This window comes from Actinoplanes sp. NPDC049802, from assembly GCF_040656595.1.
Classification (GTDB): Bacteria; Actinomycetota; Actinomycetes; order Mycobacteriales; family Micromonosporaceae; genus Actinoplanes.
Window position 1 is genome coordinate 91,129 of record NZ_JBFAMR010000006.1, and the last position, 20,636, is coordinate 111,764.

Sequence of the window (20,636 nt, forward strand, 5' to 3'; positions counted from 1 at the left end):
CAGCCGCCTCCATATCCACTGGCCAGGTTCACCGGTCGCCCTACTGGCTCGACAATCCCAGACGGACGCCGAAACCGAGCAGGACCGCACCGGTTCCGGCATCGACGGTACGCCGAACCACGCGCCGGGCCAGGAAGCCACGCGCCGCCTGCGCGCCCATGATGATCACGGTGAACCAGAGCAGACCCTCGAGGTCGTGAACCAGCGCCAGCAACACGCCCATCGCCAGCGGGTCGGCGCCCACCGGGACGAACTGCGGGATGACCGCCAGATAGAAGGCGCCCACCTTCGGATTCAGCAGATTGGTGAGAAACCCGCGGCCGAAAGTGCTCCACAGCGTCGGAACACCCCGCGCCGCAGCGGCCTCCTCGACGCGGGCCCCACGCCGCACCGCCGCGACGATCATCCGAACACCCAAGAAGATCATGTACGCGGCGCCGGCCACCCGCAGAATCGTGTAACCCACACTCGACGCCGCCAGCAGAGCGGAGGCGCCCACCGCGGCCGCCGCACCCCAGGCCAGTGCACCCGCGCCGATGCCCAGCGCGGTCGCGAACGCCGGACCGCGGCCCATCGTGACCGCGGCCCGCAGAACAAGCGCCGTATCCAACCCGGGCGTGATCGTCAACAGCGCGCCGAGCAGAGCGAACGAGAGAACAGCGTCAGTCAGGTCCATGGCCCCGATTCTCGGTCCGCAACCCACGCCGGGACACGGAGACACCGGTCACGGGGCCGCCCGACGTCAGCGGTAATTCGTGAACTGCAGCGCTACGCCGAAGTCCTCCTGCTTCAACAACGCGATCACAGCCTGCAGGTCATCCCGCTTCTTGCCGGTCACCCGAAGCTGATCTCCCTGGATCTGGGCCTGCACACCCTTCGGACCCTCGTCCCGGATCTTCTTGCTGATCGCCTTCGCCTTGTCGGTCTCGATACCCTCGACCACCTTCAGGTCGATCTTGTAAGTCTTGCCGGACTGGCGCGGCTCGCCGGCGTCCAGGCTCTTCAGCGAGATGCTCCGCTTCACCAGCTTCTCCTTGAAGACGTCGAGCGCGGCCGTCGCCCGCTCCTCCGTCTCGGAAGTGATCGTGAACGCCTCCCCCGACTTGGCCAGCGTGGTGCCCGTACCCCGGAAGTCGAACCGGGTGCCGAGCTCCTTCTCCGCCTGGTTGAAAGCGTTGTCGACCTCCTGCCGGTCGACCTTGCTGACGATGTCGAACGACGGGTTGGCTGCCATGATCAGACTCCTGCTGCTGGATGCTTGTCGATGCTTACAGCGGACCCGGTGAAAGCCCGCGACATGCCGACCGTACCCGGTTGTTGAACCGCTCCGCGGTACGGCTATTCTTGTGTCCGCTGCCGCGGGAAACTGCGGCGGTAGCCCAGGCGGGTTGCCCGAGCGGCCAATGGGAGCGGACTGTAAATCCGTCGCGAAAGCTACAGAGGTTCGAATCCTCTACCCGCCACAGGCTCTGAGAACGGCCCCGGTACCAGCGGAAACGCGGTCCGGGGCCGTTCTCGTTGTGATCTAGGGAGTCCGGCAAGATCCGGCCGTCTACGACCCTCTACGGGAACACACTCTCCCACCTGTCCCCCGGCTAGGTCGGGTCAGACCGTCTTTCACACAGTCCGCCAGAGACTCGCGGAGCGGCAGCGAACCTCATCCTGCGTACCGGCGAAAGCGACGGGGCTGCATTAAGTAGGTGAAGCGCGCGGGCGCACGTCGGATCCGGGTGTGCCCTGGGGCTTCCGCGTGGCATGGTGAGTGCCTCTCACGCCGGCGTGCCGCTTTCCAGCGACGCTGTACCGCTTGAGGTGCCGTACCGTGGGCGGAGGCATCTTCTTATGAGCCGCGGCTGGAGGTGACGTAGTCGATGAGCGTGGGAGTGGTTGACCACGTCGGTCCATGGACTGAGGACGAGTATTTTGCGCTCGGCGAGACGACGGACCGGATCGAGCTCATCGATGGGAGCCTGGGCGTGAGCCCCGCGCCGAGCATGAGCCATCAGCGCCTCTCCCGCCGCCTGGCGAACGCACTTGAAGACGGCGCCGAGCCGGCCGGTCTCTTCGTCTATGAGGCGATCAACGTCCGGCTGCATACCGGCCGCATCGTGATTCCTGACCTGGCCGTCGTGGACGTGGACGAGAAAGACGTCACGGCGGACGCTTCCCGGGTGCTTCTGATCGGTGAGATCGTTCCGCCGAGCAACGCGGCGATGGACCGTGTGCTCACGATGCAGCTCTACGCCGCCGCCGGCATCGGGTGGTACCTCCTGGTCGAGCACGAGGCATCGGACTCGCTGACCCTGCGACTCAACCGCCTCGACGGTCAGCACTACGTCGAGGAAACCGTCGTGAAGACCGGCGCCAGCCTGACCTCCGAGCACCCGTTCAGGTTCGAACTCGACACCCGGACCCTCGTACGTCGCTGAGACGCTGACACCGACATTGCCAGGCCCCGCCGACACCACCCATTCGATGGCAAGCCGCGAAGCGGCGCGGCAGCAACTAAGCCTCGACCGGCCACCGCCCGCACCCGACCTCGTGGCCTCGACACGCGACGTACAGGTAGTAAGGTCTGGCCGGCGGCTGGATCGGCGTCTTCTCTTGCGTGGGGTGATTGGCATTTCCTGGCCGATCGGGCCACCCGAGTCCAGGTGCCGCAGGTGCCAGGCCACGCCGCCGGCTGGCCAAGCCCGGCGGGACGGCGCTTGCCTGCCTGAACTCGGTCTCCACCAGAATCGACTCTTCCCCCAAAGCTGCGGCCGGTTGAACCGAAACCGGGTGAGAACGGTGCAGGAGAACGACGCCGACTTGTCCAACCAAGTTGACAGCCCTCGGATCCAGGCGGTCACCGGAGGGGACCGCTGTGCACAGTCCGAGACTTGATATGCAGCGCAGCGCCGGCAAGCTGGCGATCTTCCTTGCCGGGATCTATCTGCTGGTGCTGTTCGGCGTCGTGGTCTCCACCGCCTCGGGCAGCCCCATTCCCCTCATCGGCTGGCCGATCCTGCTCCTACCAGCGGCCGCGTTCACCTACTCGATCATCGACGCGGTCGAACTGCACCGGAGCAGCGACATCGCAGAGACCACGCGGCTCTGGCGGCGAAGCCTGCTCCTCGCGGTCGCCGAAACCGGCCTGATGGTCCTGGCGGTCGTCATGAGCAATAGTCAAGACTTGTGGATGAGAAATCTTGATCAGGCGGCTGCGGTCTTGGTCGTGACGTGTTCGGCCGCGGGCCGTTCGACGAGTTTGCCGCGTTCGAAGCGGGCGCCGGCGCGGACGAGGGCGACCAGGTGTGGTGCGTTGACCGCCCGCCACCGCTGCTGAGCGGCCTCGATCAGCTTGAACGCCATCGCGAGCCCGGCCGCCTTCGAACCCGGACCCTTGGTGACCTTGGTCCGGTGCCGGACGGTCGCGAAGGTCGACTCGATCGGGTTGGTGGTGCGCAGATGCACCCAGTGCTCGGCCGGGAAGTCGTAGAACGCCAGGAGCTCGTCGAGGTCGTCGACGACCTTCGCGACGGCCTTGCCGAACTTCGCGCCGTAGGCCAGCTTGAACGCGGCCACCGCCCGGCGGGCATGCTCACGGTCCTCGGCGTTCCAGATCTCCGCGAGAGCCTTCTTCGCCCCGGGATGCGCCGATTTCGGCATGGCCCCGAGGGCATTGGCGATCTTGTGAAACCAGCAGCGCTGCTCCCGAGCGGTCGGGAACACCTCGCGCAGCGCGTTCCAGAACCCGAGCGCCCCGTCACCGACCGCGAGGACCGGGGCCCGCATCCCGCGGCGTTTGCAGTCGCGCAGCAGATCCGCCCACGATTCGGTGGACTCGCGGTAGCCCTCGGCCAGGGCGATCAGCTCCTTGCGGCCGTCGACGCGGACGCCGACCATCACCAGCAGGCACAGCTTCGCCTCGTCCAGGCGCACGTTCAGGTGCACACCGTCGGCCCACAGATACACGTAGTCGACACCGGACAGGTCCCGGTCGGCGAACGTGCGGGCCTCGTCCTGCCACTGGGCGGTGAGCCGGGTGATCGTGGGCGCGGACAGCCCGGAGCTGGTGCCCAGGAATTGCTGCAGGGCGGGCACGAAATCCGACGACGACAGTCCGTGCAGGTAGAGCAGCGGCAGCACCTCGCTGATCTGCGGCGATCTGCGGCACCAGGCCGGCAGGATCGCCGAGGCGAACCGTCGGCGTTCGCCCGTGGCCTCGTCGACGCGTTTGTCGTTGACCCGCGGCGCCACGACCTCGACCGCCCCGGCGCTGGTGAGCACCTGCCGCGGCTGGGCGTGACCATTACGCACCACCAGGCGCCGGCCGTTGTCGTCGAGCTCGCCGGCGTGCGCGGCGATGTAGGCGGCGACCTCGGCTTCGAGGGCGGCGGCCAGCATCCGCCGGGCGCCGTCGCGCACGATCTCATCAATCAAGGAACTGCTGGTCACGGCCGGTTCGGTCACGGCCGCTGGCGTCGGCTCGTCCGGGTTGACTACGGTAAGCACGGGCGTACCCTCCCCACCCGCGTTGGCGCGCGGGCTCTACTCGATTCCTGGCTTGGAACTCGTCGGGAGGGTACGCCTCCCAACGCTCATCCACAGGTTTCGAGCATTGCTCTCGTCATCACGAACAGGATCACGCCGCCATGATCTTCCGAGTGGATGCCTTCCAAGTGCGGGAGTACGCGCGAAAGCTCGGCGACGTGGAATGCGTCGCCGAAGACACTGCGGGCTTTGGATTCTGGTTGATGGGTCCGCGCCGGGAGTCCTGACGGACGCCCGGCGGGCCGGTGCGGTGGACGGGATCAGGCTTCGCTGGGTGCTGAGGTTGCCTGACGCCGGATCACCTCGTCGCGCAGCGACGACGGGAGTGCGTCGGCCACCAGTAGACGGGACAGGGTCTCCGGGGCGTGCATGTAGACGGCGAACGCTTCGGAGACCGTCAGGCCGTGGGCGGGACGGTCGGCGACCCGGATCCGATCACCGGGACGGATCTCGCCCTCCTGGAGGATCCGCAGGTAGGCGCCGGTGCGGTTGGACGCGGCGAACCGCTTGATCCAGCGGGGCTCGCCCATCCGGTGCTGGAAGGTCGAGCATGGGATCCGGCCGAACGTGGTCTCGAGGACCACCGTGTCGCCGACATGCCACCGCTCGCCGATCACCGCGTTGTAGACGTCGACGCCCTCGGTCGTCAGGTTTTCCCCGAACAGGCCGGGGGCGAGTTCACGGCCCAGCTCGGCGGCCCACCAGGCGTAGTCCTCGACGGCGTACGCATAGATCGCCTGGTCGTCGCCGCCGTGGTGTTTGGTGTCGCCGATGAAGTCGCCGACCACGCCGCTGTGCAGTCCGGTCGTCTTCGGGCCGGGGCGGCGGACCGTCACCGCGTGGTCCACCGGGCGCTTGCCGATGCCGGTCACGCCGGCGTCCCGCTTCGCCGGGTTGGGTTCGGAGCCGCCGACGTTCAGGGAGAGGACGATGCCGTTGGTCAAGAGAATTCCACCACCGCTCGGTCTTCGATCGGCTGGTAACCCAGCCTCGGGTAGAGGGCGTTACTGGTCGGGTTCGCGAGGTCGGTGAAGAGGACCACCTCGGCAGCACCGGTGTCCAGCGCATATCGGGTGGCTTCGGCGGTCGCGGCGCCACCGTAGCCACGGCCTCGGCACGCGGGAGGCGTGTAGACGAACTGGATGCGGATCATGCCGGCCTCGGGGCGGGACCGGGTGGCCGTCGACACCGGGACACCGTCGCATTCCCAGAGAGTGACACCGCGGGAGGCGAGGCGGTCGTCGGCCAGCGCCGCCAGGTCGGGCGGTGGTACGCCGATGCAGTCGTGGAAGTCCTGGAGCCAGTTCAGCAGCAGGGGACGGTCGGCCGTGGTCGCCAGGCGGGCGGATCCGGGTGGGAACTCGGTCAGGGTGAGGGGGTAGGGCGGGGTCCGCAGCAGGGCGCCCGACACCTCGCCGGACGGTGTGGTCCACCAGCCCAGGATCGGATCGCTTTCCCCGTACACATGGGGGCCTCGGGAGCGCAACTCGGCGACCACCGTGAGAAGGAATCGGCCTGCCGCCGCGGTGAAGGCCTCGACGTCGGGGGTCAGATGCCAGGTCATCGGGCCGTCGGGCCCCAGGCTTTGGCGATCCGGGCGAGGCTGTCGATGCGGGTGGCCGGGTCGTGGACGGCGCCGGCCAGGATGAGCTCGTCGGCGCCGGTCCGCGCGATCAGGGTGTCCAGGCCGGCGACGACCTCGTCGACGGTGCCGGCGAACTGGGTGCCGGGCAGCGACTCTAGCACGGCACGATCCAGGTCGGACAGCTCACGCCGGGCCGCCGCCTCCGGGGAGATCATCGGGCCGAGGCGGCCGGTACGCAGGCTGAGCGCCATCACCCGGCTCGGTCCGGCCAGGTATCTCGCTTCCTCGGTGGTGTCGGCGGCCAGGACGGAGGCGCTGACCATCACCCACGGGCGGGGGTGGCGCGGTGACGGCTGGAACCCGTTGCGGTACAGGCGGAGGGCGCCGTCCACGTCGGAGCTCATGGCGAAGTGATATGCGTAACAGAACGGGAGTCCGAGCGCGGCCGCCACCTGCGCGCCGTAGGTGGACGAGCCGAGCATCCACACCTCGGGGAAGCTTTCCGCCGCCGGTGTGGCGGTGAGGCGTTCAGCGGGCGCGCGTTCGTCGCCGAGCAGGCCCAGCAGGGTCCGCAGATGTTCCGGGAACTGTTCCACGGTCAGGTAGGGCGAGACGCCGCGCAGCGCCGCGGCGGTCGCCTGGTCGGTGCCCGGCGCACGGCCGATGCCCAGGTCGATCCGGTCCGGGTAGAGCGCCTCCAGGAGGGCGAACTGCTCGGCCACCACGAACGGCATGTGGTTCGGCAGCATCACGCCGCCGGAGCCCACCCGGATCCGCCGGGTGTGCGCGGCCACCGCGCCGATCAGCACCGGCGGCGAGGTGGAGGCGACGGCCGGCATGTTGTGGTGCTCGGCGACCCAGAACCGGGCGTAGCCGAGTTCGTCGGCGGCCTTCGCGATCTCGATGGTGCCGCGCAGCGCGTCGGCGCTGCCGAACCCCTCGCGGACCGTGGCCAGGTCGAGCACGGAGAGCGGGACGCGGGTGGGTGTGGTCATGCGGGACTCAATCTCCCCGTTTCTGATTGCGGATCACTTGCACTCCGACGGTCACCGCCCCGAGCGCCGCGCCGGGCACCAGCAGCCAGATCGGCCACGGATGGACGAAGTCGGTGACGGTGACCGCGACCAGGGCGTAGATCACCACGTTGACCGCGGCGAGCGCGCCCCAGATGGTCCAGAGAACGAGCAGGGCGGTCGGGAGGCGACGGGCCGCCTTTCGGGCCTGGGCGGTCACCTCGGCGGTGCTGAGCCCGGGGCGGGGCAGGTCGCGCACCAGTACGAGCAGCTCCGCGTAGGTGCGGGCGGCGTAGGCGGCGCCGATGCGGTCGTCGTACTCGTGCAGGGAGAGGCGGCCCTCGTCGAGCGCGGCCTTCAGCTGATCGGCGATCCGCTGACGGTCGGAATCCGCCGCGCGCATGCTCTCGACCTCTTTGGACACAGCAGCCCCCCTCGCTACAAGCCTGCCGCCAGGCTATCGCGCGGCGCTCACACCAACTCGGTGGCGAGCCGCTCGGCGGCGTGCCGGTCGGCGCGGGCCATCGAGCCCTCCGGGATCGCGGCGACCGCGGCGGCGACCAACAGGACGGCGGCCGCGAACGCGAACGACCAGGGCAGGCCGCCGGGCTGGTCGACGATCACGCCGGCCAGCGCGCCACCGGCCGCGCTGCCGCTCACCGAGACGGTCACCATCCAGGTGTACGCCTCGTTCATCATCCCGGCCGGCGCGATCCGGCCGACCAGGCTGTTCTCCACGGTCAGGGCGGGCGCGATGGTGGCGCCGCCGAACACCAGGGCCGCGCCCAGCCAGAGTGGGCTCGGCATGAACACCAGCAGCAGGAAGCTCATCGAGACGGCGGTCAGCAGCCAGGCGAACTGGCGGGACAGGGCCATCGCCGGGCGGCGGGTGCCGAACCAGATGCCGCCGATCGCGCTGCCGACGCCCCAGACGCCGAGAAGCACCCCACCGAGGGACTCGCCGCCGCCGTGCTGTGCGGCGTACGCCGGAACGATCACGCCGGCCGCGCCGAACGCGATGCCGAGCGCGCCGACGCACAGCAGCAGCGCCGGGAAGCCGCCGGAACGTAGCGGGCCCAGTCCTTTGGCGGCGGCCGCCGGGTCGTGGCCGCCGCGGTGCCGCATCACCGGGAGGCGGGCGATCCACGCCGTCCCGGCGAGGGTGGCGACGGCCGCGCTGATCAGCGCCGTCTCCGGTCGGCCGGAGAACACCATGAGGGCCGCCACCAGCATCGGGCCGAGCACGAAGACCAATTCGAACAGTGAGGTCTCGGCGGCGATCGCGGCCGACCGCAGCTGGTGCCGGCCGGTGCCTGGGGACGTCATGTCGGTCCACGCGCGGCGGATCGCCGCGGTCAGCGGCGGGTAGGTGGCGCCCGCCGCGGCCGACGCCACGAAGATCCACTCGAGGGCGGCCGCGCCGCCTCGGCCGGCCAGCAGCAGGCCCGCCAGGGCGAGCGGGTGCAGGACGGCGGTGACCAGCAGGATCGGGGCCGGGCCGATGCGGTCGGCGAGCCGGCCGGCGATCGGGCTGACCGCGGCGCCGGCCAGGGCGTAGACACCGCCGGCCAGACCGGCCGCCGCATACCGCCCGGTGGCCTGCTCGACCAGCAGGAGCAGCGCCAGCGGGGTCATGCCGATGCCGAGCCGGGCCAGGATGCCGACGATCAACAGGACCTTCGCGCCCGGTAGATGCCACACGCCAAGGTACTGACGCAATGCGGTCACGAGCTGGCCTCCGGATGCCGACGGTAACGAGCGAAACGATTTTCGAGGCTAACGCCGGAAAGCCGTTCACACATCTGAAACATCGGCCGGTGTCGCGAGCGTCACCAGCTGGGCGGTCGGTTGTCAACGCCTTCAGAGGGCGTCGAGAAGCACCTGCGGGGCGAATCCGAGGACGACGGCCACGATCGTGGTGGCCAACAGCGCGGCGGTCACCGGGCGGCTCACCGGGCGGCTCACCGGACGGCGTTCGTCGTCCACGGCGGGATCGGTGTAGACGAGGGCGCCCACGCGTACGTAGTAGGCGAGGGCGATCACCGCGTTGACGACCACGACGACGGCCAGCCAGGTCCAGCTCTCGGCCACCAGCGCCTCGACCACGGACACCTTGGCGAACAGCCCGGCCAGCCCCGGTGGGAGACCGGCCAGACCGGCCAGGGCCAGCACGAAGGCGGCCCCGAGCCAGGGGTGCCGGCGGGCCGCGCCACGGTAGTCGTCGATCGCGCCGCCGTCCGCGCCGGCCGGGCGCAGTGCCACCACCACGCCGAAGGCGATCAGCTCCAGGACGACGAAGAACACCGCGTACGCGAGAGCCGCCGGCACGCCGGAACCGCCCAGCGCCAGCGCGGCCAGGATGTAACCGGCCTGCGCCACCGAGGACCAGGCGAGCAGCCGGACCATCCGGGTCTGGCGGAGCGCCACCAGGTTGCCGACGGTCATCGTCAGCACGGCCAGGACGGCCACGATCACGGACGTGTCCAGCCGGGCGACGACCGCGGCCAGGGCCAGCACGCCGCCCAGCTTCGAGGCGGTCGACAGGTAGGCGGCGATCGGCACCGGGGCGCCGTCGTAGGTGGCCGGTGCCCAGGCGTGCAGCGGGACGGCGGCCACCTTGAACGCCAGGCCGATCACCAGCAGCGCGGCGCCGACCCCGGCGAGAGCGGCGAACGGTGCCGGGGCGGGACCGAGCATGCCCAGGTGGACGGCGCCGGTGGCGGCGTAGTTGAGCGCCACCCCGAGCAGCGCGATCGCCGTCGAGATGACGCTGATCAGGAAGAACGTGACGGAGGCGGACGCCGCGGTGGTGGTGGCCCGCTCGCCGGGAGCGAACCGGCGCAGACCGACCAGGATGTACAGCGGCAGCGTGAGGGTCTCCAGGCCGACGATCAGGGTGAGCAGGTCACCCGCGTAGGCGACGGTCACCCCGCCGGTCATCGAGCAGGCCAGCAGGAAGCAGAACTCGCCGGCCGGCGCCGTGCCGAGACGCAGTGCGGGCGCCGACAGGGCCAGGACGGCGGCGGTCACCCCGGCGAACAGTGCGGCGGTCACCGCGGCCGGCCAGGTCGGCACCCAGGAGCAGCCGCCCGGGCCGCAGAACGTGGGATCCCAGGCGCCGGCGGCGAGGGCGGTCACCGCGGTGGCGAGTGTGCCCAGCAGGGTGGCCGCGATCGTCACCGCGCGCTTGCCCGCGAACAGGTCGGCGAGCAGGGCCAGGATCGCGGTCCCGGCCGCCGCGTACAGCGGCAGCAGGGCGATGTGGTCGACGGCCTGGCTGGTCACGGCTTCACTCCCAGCAGGTTGGCGAGCGGCAGGGCGGTGTCGCTGAGGACCAGGGCCGGGACCACGCCGACGGCCAGGGTCAGCAGGATCAGCGGGGTCCAGGCCAGCCATTCGATCCGGGTGACGGCCAGGTTCGCCGTGCTCACCGCGGAGGTGGCCGGGCCGTGCGTCACCCGGCGCAGCAGGCGCAGGAAGTAGGCGGCGGTCAGGGCCCCGCCGACCGCGGCGACCGCGGCCAGGGTGAGCCAGAGCGGGCCGCCGCGCTGGACGGCGGCGACCACCGCGAACGCCTCGCCCCAGAACCCGGCCAGGCCGGGCAGTCCGAGGGAGGCGATGGCGGCGAAGCCGAGCAGCCCGGCCAGGCGTGGCGCGGTCTCCCGCAGCCCGCCGAGCAGGTCCAGCGAGCCCGTCCCGGTACGGTCCTTGATCGTCCCGGCCAGGAAGAACAGCAGGCCGGTGATCAGGCCGTGGGCGATGTTGCCGACCAGGGCGGCCTGGATGCCGGTGACCGTGCAGGTGGCGATGCCGAGCAGCACGAAACCCATGTGGCCGACGCTGGAGTAGGCGATCAGGCGTTTCAGTTCGGTCTGGCGCAGGCAGATCAGCGCGCCGGCGACGATCGCGACCACGGCGAGGACGCCGAGGACGGGGGCGGCCCAGGCGGCGCCGTCCGGGGCCACGCCGACGCCGACGCGGATCAGGCCGTACGTGCCCATCTTGAGCAGCACCCCGGCCAGGATCACCGAGCCGACCGTGGGGGCCTCGGTGTGCGCGTCGGGCAGCCAGGTGTGCAGCGGCCAGAGCGGGGCCTTCACCGCGAACGCGACGGCCAGCAGGGCGAAGGCGGCGTACTGGGTGTTCCGGCTGAGTTCGGTGGCGCCGGTCAGGGTGACCAGGTCGCCGGTGCCGGCCGACGTCACCACGAGCAGGACGCCGAGCAGCAGCAGGACCGAGCCGGCCAGCGTGTAGAGGACGAACTTGCGGGCCGCGGCCCGGCGGTTCGGGCCGCCCCAGCCGGCGATCACCGCGTACATCGGCAGGAGGACGACCTCGAAGAACAGGAAGAACAGGATCAGGTCCAGCGACAGGAAGGTGCCGAGGACACCGACCTCCAGAACCAGCAGGAGCGCGGCCAGGGCGCGGCCTTTGCGGTTGTACGCGCAGCAGAGCAGGGTGAGCAGCCCGGTCAGGACGATCAGCGGGTACGAGATCCCGTCCACGCCGAGGTGGAACTCCAGTCCGAGCGCGGGCACCCACGGCAGGTCCAGCTCGATCCACGGGACCACCGGCACACCGTCGACCGTCGTGTAGGCGAACCAGCCGAAGTCGTCCGGTGGGACGACGATGAGCAGCACCGAGAGCACGAAGGTGACGGCGGCGAAGGCGGTGGAGACGAGCCGGGCCTGCCGCTCGCGAGCCGACGGGAGCAGCGCGACGACGGCGGCCCCCACCGCCGGGACGAGAAGCAGGGCGAGGAGCAGGAACTGCGGGGCCGACCAGGCCGATTCCACGTCGTAGCGGTACATCAGGCTCCCCACCAGGCGACGGCACCGAGCAGCAGGGCGGCCGCGCAGACGGCGACCGCGGCGGCGGGCAGTGGCAGCCGGTGCGCCGCCTTGAGGGCGTCACCGGCGCGTGACGTGCCGGTTCCGGCGCCCATCACGGCGGCGTCCACGACGTGCGTGTCGGTCGCGGTGACCAGGCCGGCGAGCGCCTTGACCGGGCGGACCACGAGACGGTTCTGGACGTCGTCGAGGCGGAATCCGGCGGCCAGCAGCGGCGCGGCGCGGCCGAGGGCGAGAGCCGGGTCGGCTCCGGGCGCCGCTCGCCAGATCCACCACGCGGTTCCGGCGCCGGTCAGGAGCAGCAGCATCGGCAGGGCGACGGCGACACCGAAGTGCGGCTCCGCCAGGTCCAGGGCGGTCCGGAAGCCGGGCGCGAAGGCGGCCAGCCCGAGCAGGGCCGCCGGGATCGCGAGCAGGATCAGCGGCCAGCGCATCAGCGCGGGCGGATCGTGCGGGGCGGCCGGGGACCGGTAGCGGGCGTCGTCGAAGCCGATCTCCCAGTCCGGGCCGTCCGGGCCGTGAGCCCGGGAGACGCCGAAGAAGGTGCGCAGGAGCAGACGTGTCGCGTACCACGCGGTGAGGCCGACCGAGAGCAGCGCGGCCGACCAGACCGCCCACGCGGCCCAGGCGGGCGCCGTCTCGCCGCCCTCGGTGGCGTGGGCGGCGGCGGTCAGCACGTTCTCCTTCGACCAGAAGCCGGACAGCGGCGGCAGGCCGGCGAGCGCGCCCAGGCCGATGACGAACGACCAGAACGTGACCGGCATGTGGGTGCGCAGGCCGCCCATCCGGGACATCAGGTTGGTGCCGACCGCGTGGATCACCGCGCCCGCCGCGAGGAACAGCAGCGCCTTGAACGCGGCGTGGGTGAGCAGGTGGAACAGGGCAGCGGAGGGAGAGCCGACGGCCAGGGCGCCGGTCATGTACCCGATCTGCGACACGGTCGACCAGGCCAGGACACGTTTCAGGTCGTCCTGGGCCATCGCCGACAGCGCGCCGATCAGGATGGTGATCGCGGCCATCACGGCGAGGGTGGCCAGGGCGGCCGGGGACTGCCGGTAGAGCGGGTAGAGCCGGAACACCACGTAGACGCCGGCCGCGACCATGGTGGCGGCGTGGATCAGGGCGGAGATCGGGGTGGGGCCGGCCATCGCGTCGGGCAGCCAGGTGTGCAGCGGGAACTGGGCGCTCTTGCCGGCCACCCCGGCCAGGATCAGCAGCAGGGCGGCGGTCAGCGTGCCGGGCGGGTGGTCGTGGGCGAGCACGTCGCCGAGATAGGTGCTGCCCGCCTCGGTGATCAGGACGGCGATGCCGAGCAGGAAGCCGACGTCGCCCACCCGGGTGACCAGGAACGCCTTCACCGCGGCGGCGGGCGCCTCCGGCAACCGCCGGTCGTGGCCGATCAGCAGATAGGAGCAGGCGCCCATCACCTCCCAGCCGAGCAGCATGAGGATCAGGTCACTGCTGGTGACGACCAGGAGCATCGCCCCGGTGAAGAGGCTGACCTGCGCGGCGTAGGGCGCGTACCGGCGGTCGTCGTGCAGGTAGGTGATCGAGTAGATCTGCACGAACAGGGCGACGACGGTGACGGCCACCGCCACGTAGGCGGCCGCGGCGTCGACCAGGGTGCTGAAGCGCACCTCCAGATCACCGAAGACGGCCAGGGTGAGGCCGGTGTCCCAGGGGTCGCTCGACGGGTCGGTCGACGGCTGCGCCGGGTCGAGCGCCAGCCGGACCGCGAGCAGACCGGCCACCGCGGCGCCCGCCACTCCGAGTCCGGCGGCGAGACGCCGGCGGGCCGGGCCGCCGTCGCCCGGTGCCAGGAGAAGACCGATCAAACCCACCAGCAGGGGTACGACCGGAAGCAGCGGCCCGGCAACGTCGATGCTCACCGGGCCACCCGCTCCTCGTCGCCGTCCAGCCGCACGTCGTCGACCACGACCGCCTTTCGCATCCGGTAGTACTGCAGGACGATCGCCAGGCCGACGCCCACTTCGGCGGCGGCCAGCACGATCACGAACAGGGCCAGGACGCCGCCGGTGCCGGGCATGGCCGCGCCCGGGCGGGCCCACGACTCGACGGCCACTCCGGTGAGCGCCGAGCGCAGCGAGACGTCGGCGGCGACCAGGATCAGGTTGACCGCGTTGAGCATCAGCTCGACGGCCATCAGCACCAGGATCGCGTTGCGCCTGCGGAGCACGCCGTAGACGCCCAGCCCGAAGAGCAGGGCGGCCACCACGTACGGGATGACGACGTGCATCAGGCCTCCGGGGTGGAGCGGGCGCCGACGTCCGGGCGGGACAGGATGATCGCCCCGACCAGGGCGGACAGCAGCAGGATCGAGATCACCTCGAAGGGCAGCACCCAGGCGCCGAAGATCTGTTCGCCGACCCGCTCGGCGGTCCCCGGTTGCGGCTGCGGGTACTCGGCCCAGCGGAACGCGTCGGCGAACAGCACGGCCAGGCCGGCGCCGAGCCCGCCACCGATCAGGACGGCCGGCAGGGCCGGGCGGTCCAGGTCGGGGGACGGGCCGATCGGGGCGCGGGTCAGCATCACCGCGAACAGCAGCAGCACGACGACCGCGCCGACGTAGACCAGGATCTGCACCCAGGCCACCAGTTCGGCGCCGAGGACGAGGTAGAGGCCGGCGATCGCGCCCAGGCTGACGACCAGGTAGAGGCCGGAGCGGACCAGGTGGTCGCTGGTGACGACGAGCGCGCCCGAACCGACGGCGACCGTGCCGAGGGCCAGCAGCAGCACGTCGGCGACGGTCACTTCTCACTCTCCGGGGTTTCGGCGCGCGGAGGGCGTACCGCGGCTGGTCTTGCGGTCTTGGCGGCGGTCGCCGCGCCCGGGCCCGCGGCCTTGCGTGCCGCCGTGGCCTCCTCCTTGGAAGGCTCGCCGAGCACGTCGTGAGCCGGCGGCGGAGGCACCGTGCGCATCCACTCACCCAGCCGGGTCTTGTCGTGCAGCAGGGAGAGGACGTCGGTCTCCGCGTACTCGAACTCGGGCGTCCAGTGCAGCGCGTCGAACGGGCACACCTCGATGCAGATCCCGCAGTACATGCAGAGGGAGAAGTCGATGTCGAACCGGTCAAGCACGTTGCGCTGGCGGGCGCGCGCGGCGCCCGGGACGACGACCTCCTCCTTGTGCGAGTCGATGTAGATGCACCAGTCGGGGCACTCGCGGGCGCACAGCATGCAGACCGTGCAGTTCTCCTCGGACAGCGCGATCACGCCGCGCGAACGCGGGGGCAGATCGGGTTCGACGTCCGGGTACTGCTGCGTGCTGGATCGCCGCGTCAGGGTCTTCAAGGTCACGGCGAGCCCGTCGAGCAGACCCTTGCCGGGCACGATGCGGTCGCCGTTCTCACTCACAAGGGAACATCCTGCCCCGTGCGCTGATCCCGCGCGACCTCGGGTGCAAGGGATCTTCCGGTAGAGTGGCTAGTCGGGTGACATGCCCCCTCACGCGGAGGCCCGGATGATCATGGCGATCAGCGACCTTTCTCGCACGTCCGGCTGGACCACTGATGATCTTGACCTCCTTCCCGAGGACGGCATTCGCCGCGAGTTGCTCGATGGAGTGCTGCTCGTGTCCCCTTCCCTCACGGACATCCACCAGATCATCGTCGGCCGCCTGATGGTCGCGCTGGAGGAGAGCTGTCCCGACGACCTGCAGGTGACGCAGGGCGTGGAGATCCGGATGAGCTCCACCCGGGCGTTCATCCCGGACGTGCTGGTGGCGACCGACGAGGCGGCTCGGCGACGGGGGCGGTTCTACACGCCACACGAGGTCGTGCTCGCCGTGGAGATCGTCTCCCCGTCGTCGGTGAGCATGGACCGGATCACCAAGCCCGCGCTCTACGCGCAGGCCGGCATCCCGTTCTACTGGCGCATCGAGATCAAGAACGGGATCGAAGTGCACCTGGGCGAACTCGACCCGAGCGCCGGGGTGTACCGGGCGACCGGTGTCTCCGACACGCGGATCCAGGTCGCTCAGCCGTGGGAGATCGACATCCTGATCCAGCGACTGACGCCGCGGCACATGTCCTAGAGCAGGGACTTCACGGCTACAGTCAGGACCAGCTGGGCCAGGGAGACCGGGACCAGGATCAGCCAGCAGAGGCGCTGGAGCTGATCCTCGCGCAGGCGCGGGTAGGTGACCCGCAGCCAGATGATCACGAAGGACAGGGCGGCGACCTTCAGCAGCGTCCACAGCCAGCCCAGTTGGTCCTCGAACGGGCCGTGCCAGCCGCCCAGGAACAGGACCGTGGTCAGGCCGGCGATCACCACGATGCCCACGTACTCGGCGAGCAGGAAGAACGCGAAACGCAGACCCGTGTACTCGGTCAGGTAGCCGAAGACCAGCTCCGAGTCGGCGATCGGCATGTCGAACGGCGGTCGCCGGATCTCGGCCAGGCCGGCGATGAAGAACACCAGCGCGGCCGGCGCCTGCCAGATCAGCCACCACGGCCGCCACGCCTCCACGATGCCGGGCAGGCTCAGCGTGCCGGCCGCCATCGCGACGCTCGCCGCCGCCAGCACCAGCGGCAGCTCGTAGCCGAGCAGTTGGGCGGCGCCGCGGACGCCGCCGAGCAGGCTGTACTTGTTCGCCGACGCCCACGCCGACATCAGCACCGCCACCACACCGATGCCGAGCACGGCCAGGACCAGGAACAACCCGATGTCCAAGCTCTGCGCGACCAGGCCCGGGCCGAGCGGCAGGGTCAAAATCACGATGAGGTACGGGAAAAGCGCGACGATCGGGGCCAACCGGAAGACGGTGCGGTCCGCTTCACGGGGGGCGATGTCCTCTTTCTGGACGAATTTCACCCCGTCGGCGACCAGTTGGGCCCAACCGTGGAAGGCGCCCGCGTACATCGGGCCGACCCGTCCCTGCATGTGCGCCATCACCTTGTGCTCGGCCTGGCCGATGACCAGCGGCAGCACCAGGAAGCCGGCCATCACGGCGGCGACCCGGATGAGAAGGTCGAGCCAGAGCGGCATCAGTCGGTCTCCTCGGTCGGCGGTGTGTCCCGGACCGGGCGCGCGGGGCGGGCCGGGCGTTCGCCGGCCGGACGGACAGGGCGTTCGCCGGCCGGACGGACAGGGCGTTCGCCGGCCGGACGGACAGGGCGTTCGCCGCGGGCCGGGCGGGCCGGGGTCTCCGGGGGCGGCACCTTGCCTTTGAGTGGGCCCCACTCGTTCGGATCCGGGACGCCCGGTGGGCGCATCGGGGCGCGTTTGGCGGCGCCGCCCTCCGACTCGCCCGGCTCCTTGGCGCCCGGCCACGGTTTCGCCACCCGGGCGGCCAGCACGAACTCCTTACGCAGTGGATGCCCCTCGAACTCCGGCGGCAGCAGCAGCGGGCGCAGATCGGGGTGCCGGGCGAACGTGATGCCGAACATCTCGAACGTCTCCCGCTCGTGCCACGCGGCTCCCGGATAGAGCTCCACCAGGGATTCCACCTCCGGATGCTCCCGGGACACCCGGGTCCGCAGCAGCACCCCGTGCCGGCGGCCGGTCGACCACAGGTGGGCCAGCACCGAGAAACCGCCGTCCAGCTCGTCCACGGCGGAGAGCCAGTCGAAGAAGTCACAACCCAGCGCGGCGGCGTCGCGCGCCACCTCGGCCGCGAACCACCAGCGGGCGGGCGGCACGTCGACCACCGCGCGGGCGTGGCCGGGGCCGCCGCCGGAGACCTCGGCCGTCACCGGGCCCTGCTCCGGATCGTCTGTCGCCAGCAGGGCGACCAGGCGCTCACCGACCTCTTCGGGCGTCATGCCGCTCATCCTATGATCCGGGCGGCTTCCGCAACCTTCCGCCGGGCACGCGCGTGTAGTCGCCGTGAGAGCCATCGCCGAGCAACGATCGGAGACACCGGCCGCCGTGCATCACGACCCACCGACGTTCGACGAGGTCTACGCCGCGCACTACGCGGGGTTGACCGTGCAGTTGTACGCGTACTTCGGTGACCGTCAGGAGGCCCAGGACATCGCACAGGAAGCGTTCTGTCGCGCCCTTTCCCGCTGGTCGACGGTCTGCCGGTACGACGATCCGGCCGCCTGGGTACGCCGTACCGCCTGGAATCTGGCGGTGAGCCGGTGGCGCCGAGCCCGGACCGCGCTGAACTTCCTGCGCAAACAGCGGGCCGACGAACCGCAGCTGGACGGGCCGAGCGGCGAATGGGTGGCGCTGGTCGCCGCGCTCGCCGAACTGCCGCCCGCCCAGCGGCGCGCCATGGTCCTGCACTACCTGGGCGACCTGACCATCGCCGAGATCGCCGAGCGGGAGGGCGTGGCCCAGGGGACGGTCAAGTCCTGGCTGCACCGGGCACGCGGCACCCTCGCCGGACTACTCGGCGCCGACGCGGAGGGGGTGACCCATGTCTGACCAGCTCGAGGAGATCTTCGCGCGGACCCGCCCGTCGGCGATCCGGGCGATCCGCCCTCCGGGGGCCGAGGCGGCCCGCCGCACGGTGCGGATCCGCCGCACCCGCCGGGCCGTGTCCCTGGCCGCGATCGTGGTGCTCGCGGTCGTCGGTGGCGTGATCGCGGGGATGCGGCCGCCGCCCCCTCCGGAGAAGAGGGAACTTCCGGCCGACCCGGTGAAGCTGACGCAGACCGCGAAGGTCGCGCTGGGCACGTCCTCCACGCCGGCCGCCGTCGAGAAGGCCACCGAGGTGAAGCCGGGCTGGGTGGCGTCGAGCACCCGCTACTTCGGCGGGCTGACGCTGCGCGCCACCTGTGCCGGGGACGGAAGCCTCACTCTCGCCGTCATCGGCAACCCGGGCAGTGAGATGCTGCAGACCGAGCCGGTCGAGCTGGCCCGCCTGGATGTGCCCTGTGCCGAGAAACCCGAGCCGGTGGAGACCGCCTTCGAGATCGGTCAGAACTTCCCCGATGTCGACTACAAGATCGTGGACGTCGGGACTCCGGCGAAACCGGCCGGATTGGCCTTCCGGATCACCAGCGACACCGGCGAGCCGCTGACCGCGCAGGACGAGCGCGCGAACCCGACGTTCGCCCTGCACCTGACGTCCGACAAAGGATTCGGGTCCGGTGGCGGCATCACCGCGGGCCGGCGTGGTCTCGTGGACGACCTGCCCAGCCATGTCGGCGGGTGGTTCCGTGTGCTCGGCGCCTGCGCCGGACGCGGCACGCTCCGGGTCGACATCCTGAAAGCCTCCGGCAAGGTGGTCGACACCGTCCGGGTGCCGTGTCAGTGGCCGCCGAAGCGGTACGACTTCGAACCGGCGCGAGGCAGCGGAGATCTCCGCTACAGGATCACGTTCGAGTCGTCGAAGCCGTTCGCCTCGGCCGACTTCATGGTCCAGTTCGTGCCTCGGTAAGCGCTCACAGGCCGGGGAGGCGGCCGTTGCGGAACACGTCGACGAAGTCCTGGTGGTCCTCGCGGGCCTGGTCACCGTACCGGTGCGCGAAGTCCACCAGGTGCTGGACGAAGCCGGCCTCGTCCTTGTCGACGACCGCGACGATCGCCTCCTCGGTGGAGAAGTCGACCAGGTCGTGACTCGACTCGTCGTCGGCGACCGAGTGCATCCGGGCCACCGCACGGCCCAGGTCGGCGATCACCCCGGTCAGCTCGTCCGGCTCGTTCACGTCGGACCAGTCGAGATCCGCGGCGTACGGGGAGACCTCGGCGACCAACTGCCCCACCCCGTCCAGCTCGGTGTAGCCCAGCCACGGGTCGGCGTGCGCCTGCAGGGCCCGCTGCGACTCACTCGTACGGTGGCCCTGGTGTTTGAAATAGCCGCGAACCCGGTCGTCGTCGATCCAACGGGCGACCGCCGGGATCTGGGCCTGCTTCATGTAGATGATCACGTCGTTCTCGAGGGCCTCGGTGTGCCCCTCGAGCAGCAGGTTGTACGACGGCAGACCGGCCGACCCGATCCCCACGCCCTTGCGCAGCTTGATGTCCTTGATGTGCATCGACACCGGCCGGGTCACCTGCGGCAGCGTGTCCAGGTAGCGGTCGAACGCCTCCCGCACCATCGTGCCGGTGGCGGCGTCCACCTCGTAGACGCCGTCGCCCAGCGAGAACCGGCGGTCGAAGTCGTCGATCGTGGTCTGCTCGCCGAGCAGGGCGACCCGGGTGTTGAGCCGGGCCTGCTGAAGCACCCGCCGCAGCACACCGGTCGCGTTCTCCAGGGTGATCGAGCCGATCGCGTCGTCACCGCCGTGCGCGATGGCCCGCAACTCGGTCAGATAGGACCGCGCGAACGTGGTGACCAGCGCCGTGATGACGTCGTCGGACAGTGCCTTCGAATAGCCGATCAGCGCGACACTGGCCGCGAACCGCTTCAGATCCCAGGTGTACGGCCCGACATACGCCTCGTCGAAGTCGTTGACGTTGAAGACCAGGTGACCGGACGAGTTCATGTACGTGCCGAAGTTCTCGGCGTGCAGGTCACCGTGGATCCAGACCCGGCTCGTCCGGTCGTCGAGGAAAGCGTCGTCCCGGTAGTCGCCGGCCAGGTCGGCGTAGAAGAGCGAGGCGCTGCCCCGGTAGAACGCGAACGGGGAAGCCGCCATCTTCCGGAACTTACGGCGGAACGCTGCCGGGTCGAGAGCCATCAGCTCACCGAACTCACGGGTCAGAACGTCGATGATGAAGTCGGCCCTCATGTCCGTCA

The 20,636-nt window shown here is 70.6% G+C and carries 21 protein-coding genes and 1 tRNA gene; 5 read left to right on the forward strand and 17 right to left on the reverse strand.

Annotation, left to right across the window (positions count from 1 at the left end; translation table 11 throughout):
- Positions 1-40 precede the first annotated feature (40 nt).
- Both AB0I88_RS06420 and AB0I88_RS06425 read right to left on the reverse strand, forming a co-directional pair.
- Positions 41-628: a LysE family translocator gene (locus AB0I88_RS06420; protein ID WP_361019145.1), complete on the reverse strand. Its 588-nt coding sequence runs from the start codon at positions 626-628 to the stop codon at positions 41-43.
- 114 nt (positions 629-742) lie between these two features.
- Positions 743-1,234 (reverse strand): YajQ family cyclic di-GMP-binding protein, encoded by a 492-nt coding sequence (locus AB0I88_RS06425; RefSeq protein ID WP_361019147.1) that lies wholly within the window; start codon positions 1,232-1,234, stop codon positions 743-745.
- 148 nt (positions 1,235-1,382) lie between these two features.
- Between AB0I88_RS06425 and AB0I88_RS06430 the strand changes: the two genes are divergently transcribed.
- Positions 1,383-1,463 (forward strand) — tRNA-Tyr (locus tag AB0I88_RS06430).
- 408 nt (positions 1,464-1,871) lie between these two features.
- The gene (locus tag AB0I88_RS06435; protein WP_361019150.1) at positions 1,872-2,429 is read left to right on the forward strand and encodes a Uma2 family endonuclease; all 558 of its coding nucleotides are present in this window, start codon (positions 1,872-1,874) and stop codon (positions 2,427-2,429) included.
- 766 nt (positions 2,430-3,195) lie between these two features.
- On the opposite strand, the gene AB0I88_RS06440 is transcribed toward AB0I88_RS06435, so the two are convergent.
- From AB0I88_RS06440 to AB0I88_RS06495, 12 genes are all read right to left on the reverse strand, one after another.
- The gene (locus AB0I88_RS06440) at positions 3,196-4,455 is read right to left on the reverse strand and encodes an IS256 family transposase (protein ID WP_361019447.1); all 1,260 of its coding nucleotides are present in this window, start codon (positions 4,453-4,455) and stop codon (positions 3,196-3,198) included.
- Between the two features lie 341 nt (positions 4,456-4,796).
- The gene (locus AB0I88_RS06445; RefSeq protein ID WP_361019153.1) at positions 4,797-5,480 is read right to left on the reverse strand and encodes an MOSC domain-containing protein; all 684 of its coding nucleotides are present in this window, start codon (positions 5,478-5,480) and stop codon (positions 4,797-4,799) included.
- A complete protein-coding gene (locus tag AB0I88_RS06450; RefSeq protein WP_361019156.1) occupies positions 5,477-6,100 on the reverse strand; it encodes a GNAT family N-acetyltransferase in 624 nt (207 codons plus the stop codon). The genes AB0I88_RS06445 and AB0I88_RS06450 overlap by 4 nt, the downstream gene beginning before the upstream one ends.
- Positions 6,097-7,116 carry an LLM class flavin-dependent oxidoreductase gene (locus AB0I88_RS06455; protein WP_361019159.1) on the reverse strand — a complete coding sequence of 340 codons (1,020 nt, stop codon included), beginning with the start codon at positions 7,114-7,116 and terminating at the stop codon, positions 6,097-6,099. The genes AB0I88_RS06450 and AB0I88_RS06455 overlap by 4 nt, the downstream gene beginning before the upstream one ends.
- A 7-nt stretch (positions 7,117-7,123) precedes the next feature.
- Complete coding sequence (locus tag AB0I88_RS06460; RefSeq protein ID WP_361019162.1) at positions 7,124-7,558, reverse strand: DUF1707 domain-containing protein; 435 nt, start codon at positions 7,556-7,558, stop codon at positions 7,124-7,126.
- Positions 7,559-7,605: 47 nt separating this feature from the next.
- The gene (locus AB0I88_RS06465; protein ID WP_361019165.1) at positions 7,606-8,862 is read right to left on the reverse strand and encodes an MFS transporter; all 1,257 of its coding nucleotides are present in this window, start codon (positions 8,860-8,862) and stop codon (positions 7,606-7,608) included.
- A 132-nt stretch (positions 8,863-8,994) separates the two neighbouring features.
- Positions 8,995-10,419, reverse strand: coding sequence for a proton-conducting transporter membrane subunit (locus AB0I88_RS06470; RefSeq protein WP_361019168.1), 1,425 nt, complete (start codon positions 10,417-10,419; stop codon positions 8,995-8,997).
- On the reverse strand, positions 10,416-11,945 hold the full coding sequence (locus tag AB0I88_RS06475) for an NADH-quinone oxidoreductase subunit M (RefSeq protein WP_361019450.1): 1,530 nt from the start codon (positions 11,943-11,945) through the stop codon (positions 10,416-10,418). Before AB0I88_RS06475 ends, AB0I88_RS06470 begins: the two co-directional genes overlap by 4 nt.
- Positions 11,945-13,873: an NADH-quinone oxidoreductase subunit L gene (locus AB0I88_RS06480; RefSeq protein WP_361019171.1), complete on the reverse strand. Its 1,929-nt coding sequence runs from the start codon at positions 13,871-13,873 to the stop codon at positions 11,945-11,947. Before AB0I88_RS06480 ends, AB0I88_RS06475 begins: the two co-directional genes overlap by 1 nt.
- Entirely contained in the window at positions 13,870-14,241 is a 372-nt protein-coding gene (gene nuoK / locus AB0I88_RS06485) for an NADH-quinone oxidoreductase subunit NuoK (RefSeq protein WP_361019175.1), read from the reverse strand. Before nuoK ends, AB0I88_RS06480 begins: the two co-directional genes overlap by 4 nt.
- Positions 14,241-14,756, reverse strand: coding sequence for an NADH-quinone oxidoreductase subunit J (locus AB0I88_RS06490; RefSeq protein WP_361019178.1), 516 nt, complete (start codon positions 14,754-14,756; stop codon positions 14,241-14,243). The genes nuoK and AB0I88_RS06490 overlap by 1 nt, the downstream gene beginning before the upstream one ends.
- Entirely contained in the window at positions 14,753-15,358 is a 606-nt protein-coding gene (locus AB0I88_RS06495) for an NADH-quinone oxidoreductase subunit I (RefSeq protein ID WP_361019181.1), read from the reverse strand. The genes AB0I88_RS06490 and AB0I88_RS06495 overlap by 4 nt, the downstream gene beginning before the upstream one ends.
- Before the next feature lie 106 nt (positions 15,359-15,464).
- Between AB0I88_RS06495 and AB0I88_RS06500 the strand changes: the two genes are divergently transcribed.
- A complete protein-coding gene (locus AB0I88_RS06500) occupies positions 15,465-16,037 on the forward strand; it encodes a Uma2 family endonuclease (protein WP_361019184.1) in 573 nt (190 codons plus the stop codon).
- On the opposite strand, the gene nuoH is transcribed toward AB0I88_RS06500, so the two are convergent.
- Together nuoH and AB0I88_RS06510 are read right to left on the reverse strand one after the other, a co-directional pair.
- Complete coding sequence (gene nuoH / locus AB0I88_RS06505; RefSeq protein WP_361019187.1) at positions 16,034-16,990, reverse strand: NADH-quinone oxidoreductase subunit NuoH; 957 nt, start codon at positions 16,988-16,990, stop codon at positions 16,034-16,036. The two genes, AB0I88_RS06500 and nuoH, sit on opposite strands and share 4 nt — an antisense overlap.
- The gene (locus AB0I88_RS06510) at positions 16,990-17,766 is read right to left on the reverse strand and encodes an NADH-quinone oxidoreductase subunit C (RefSeq protein ID WP_361019190.1); all 777 of its coding nucleotides are present in this window, start codon (positions 17,764-17,766) and stop codon (positions 16,990-16,992) included. Before AB0I88_RS06510 ends, nuoH begins: the two co-directional genes overlap by 1 nt.
- Positions 17,767-17,839: 73 nt before the next feature.
- Here AB0I88_RS06510 and AB0I88_RS06515 point away from each other — a divergent pair, with 73 nt between their 5' ends.
- Together AB0I88_RS06515 and AB0I88_RS06520 are read left to right on the forward strand one after the other, a co-directional pair.
- Entirely contained in the window at positions 17,840-18,376 is a 537-nt protein-coding gene (locus AB0I88_RS06515; protein ID WP_361019453.1) for a SigE family RNA polymerase sigma factor, read from the forward strand.
- The gene (locus AB0I88_RS06520; RefSeq protein WP_361019193.1) at positions 18,369-19,334 is read left to right on the forward strand and encodes a hypothetical protein; all 966 of its coding nucleotides are present in this window, start codon (positions 18,369-18,371) and stop codon (positions 19,332-19,334) included. The genes AB0I88_RS06515 and AB0I88_RS06520 overlap by 8 nt, the downstream gene beginning before the upstream one ends.
- A 4-nt stretch (positions 19,335-19,338) precedes the next feature.
- Here the strand turns inward: AB0I88_RS06520 and AB0I88_RS06525 are convergent, their stop codons facing one another.
- Entirely contained in the window at positions 19,339-20,628 is a 1,290-nt protein-coding gene (locus AB0I88_RS06525; protein ID WP_361019196.1) for a DUF2252 domain-containing protein, read from the reverse strand.
- Positions 20,629-20,636 lie beyond the last annotated feature (8 nt).

Excerpts from the sequence above, each read along its gene's own strand:
- AB0I88_RS06435 (WP_361019150.1), top strand. The coding sequence starts at position 1,872 with ATGAGCGTGGGAGTGGTTGACCACGTCGGTCCATGGACTGAGGACGAG.
- nuoH (WP_361019187.1), bottom strand. The coding sequence starts at position 16,990 with ATGCCGCTCTGGCTCGACCTTCTCATCCGGGTCGCCGCCGTGATGGCC.
- AB0I88_RS06520 (WP_361019193.1), top strand. The coding sequence starts at position 18,369 with ATGTCTGACCAGCTCGAGGAGATCTTCGCGCGGACCCGCCCGTCGGCG.
- AB0I88_RS06450 (WP_361019156.1), bottom strand. The coding sequence starts at position 6,100 with ATGACCTGGCATCTGACCCCCGACGTCGAGGCCTTCACCGCGGCGGCA.
- AB0I88_RS06525 (WP_361019196.1), bottom strand. The coding sequence starts at position 20,628 with ATGAGGGCCGACTTCATCATCGACGTTCTGACCCGTGAGTTCGGTGAG.
- AB0I88_RS06425 (WP_361019147.1), bottom strand. The coding sequence starts at position 1,234 with ATGGCAGCCAACCCGTCGTTCGACATCGTCAGCAAGGTCGACCGGCAG.
- AB0I88_RS06510 (WP_361019190.1), bottom strand. The coding sequence starts at position 17,766 with ATGACGCCCGAAGAGGTCGGTGAGCGCCTGGTCGCCCTGCTGGCGACA.
- AB0I88_RS06475 (WP_361019450.1), bottom strand. The coding sequence starts at position 11,945 with ATGTACCGCTACGACGTGGAATCGGCCTGGTCGGCCCCGCAGTTCCTG.
- AB0I88_RS06455 (WP_361019159.1), bottom strand. The coding sequence starts at position 7,116 with ATGACCACACCCACCCGCGTCCCGCTCTCCGTGCTCGACCTGGCCACG.
- AB0I88_RS06500 (WP_361019184.1), top strand. The coding sequence starts at position 15,465 with ATGATCATGGCGATCAGCGACCTTTCTCGCACGTCCGGCTGGACCACT.
- nuoK (WP_361019175.1), bottom strand. The coding sequence starts at position 14,241 with ATGCACGTCGTCATCCCGTACGTGGTGGCCGCCCTGCTCTTCGGGCTG.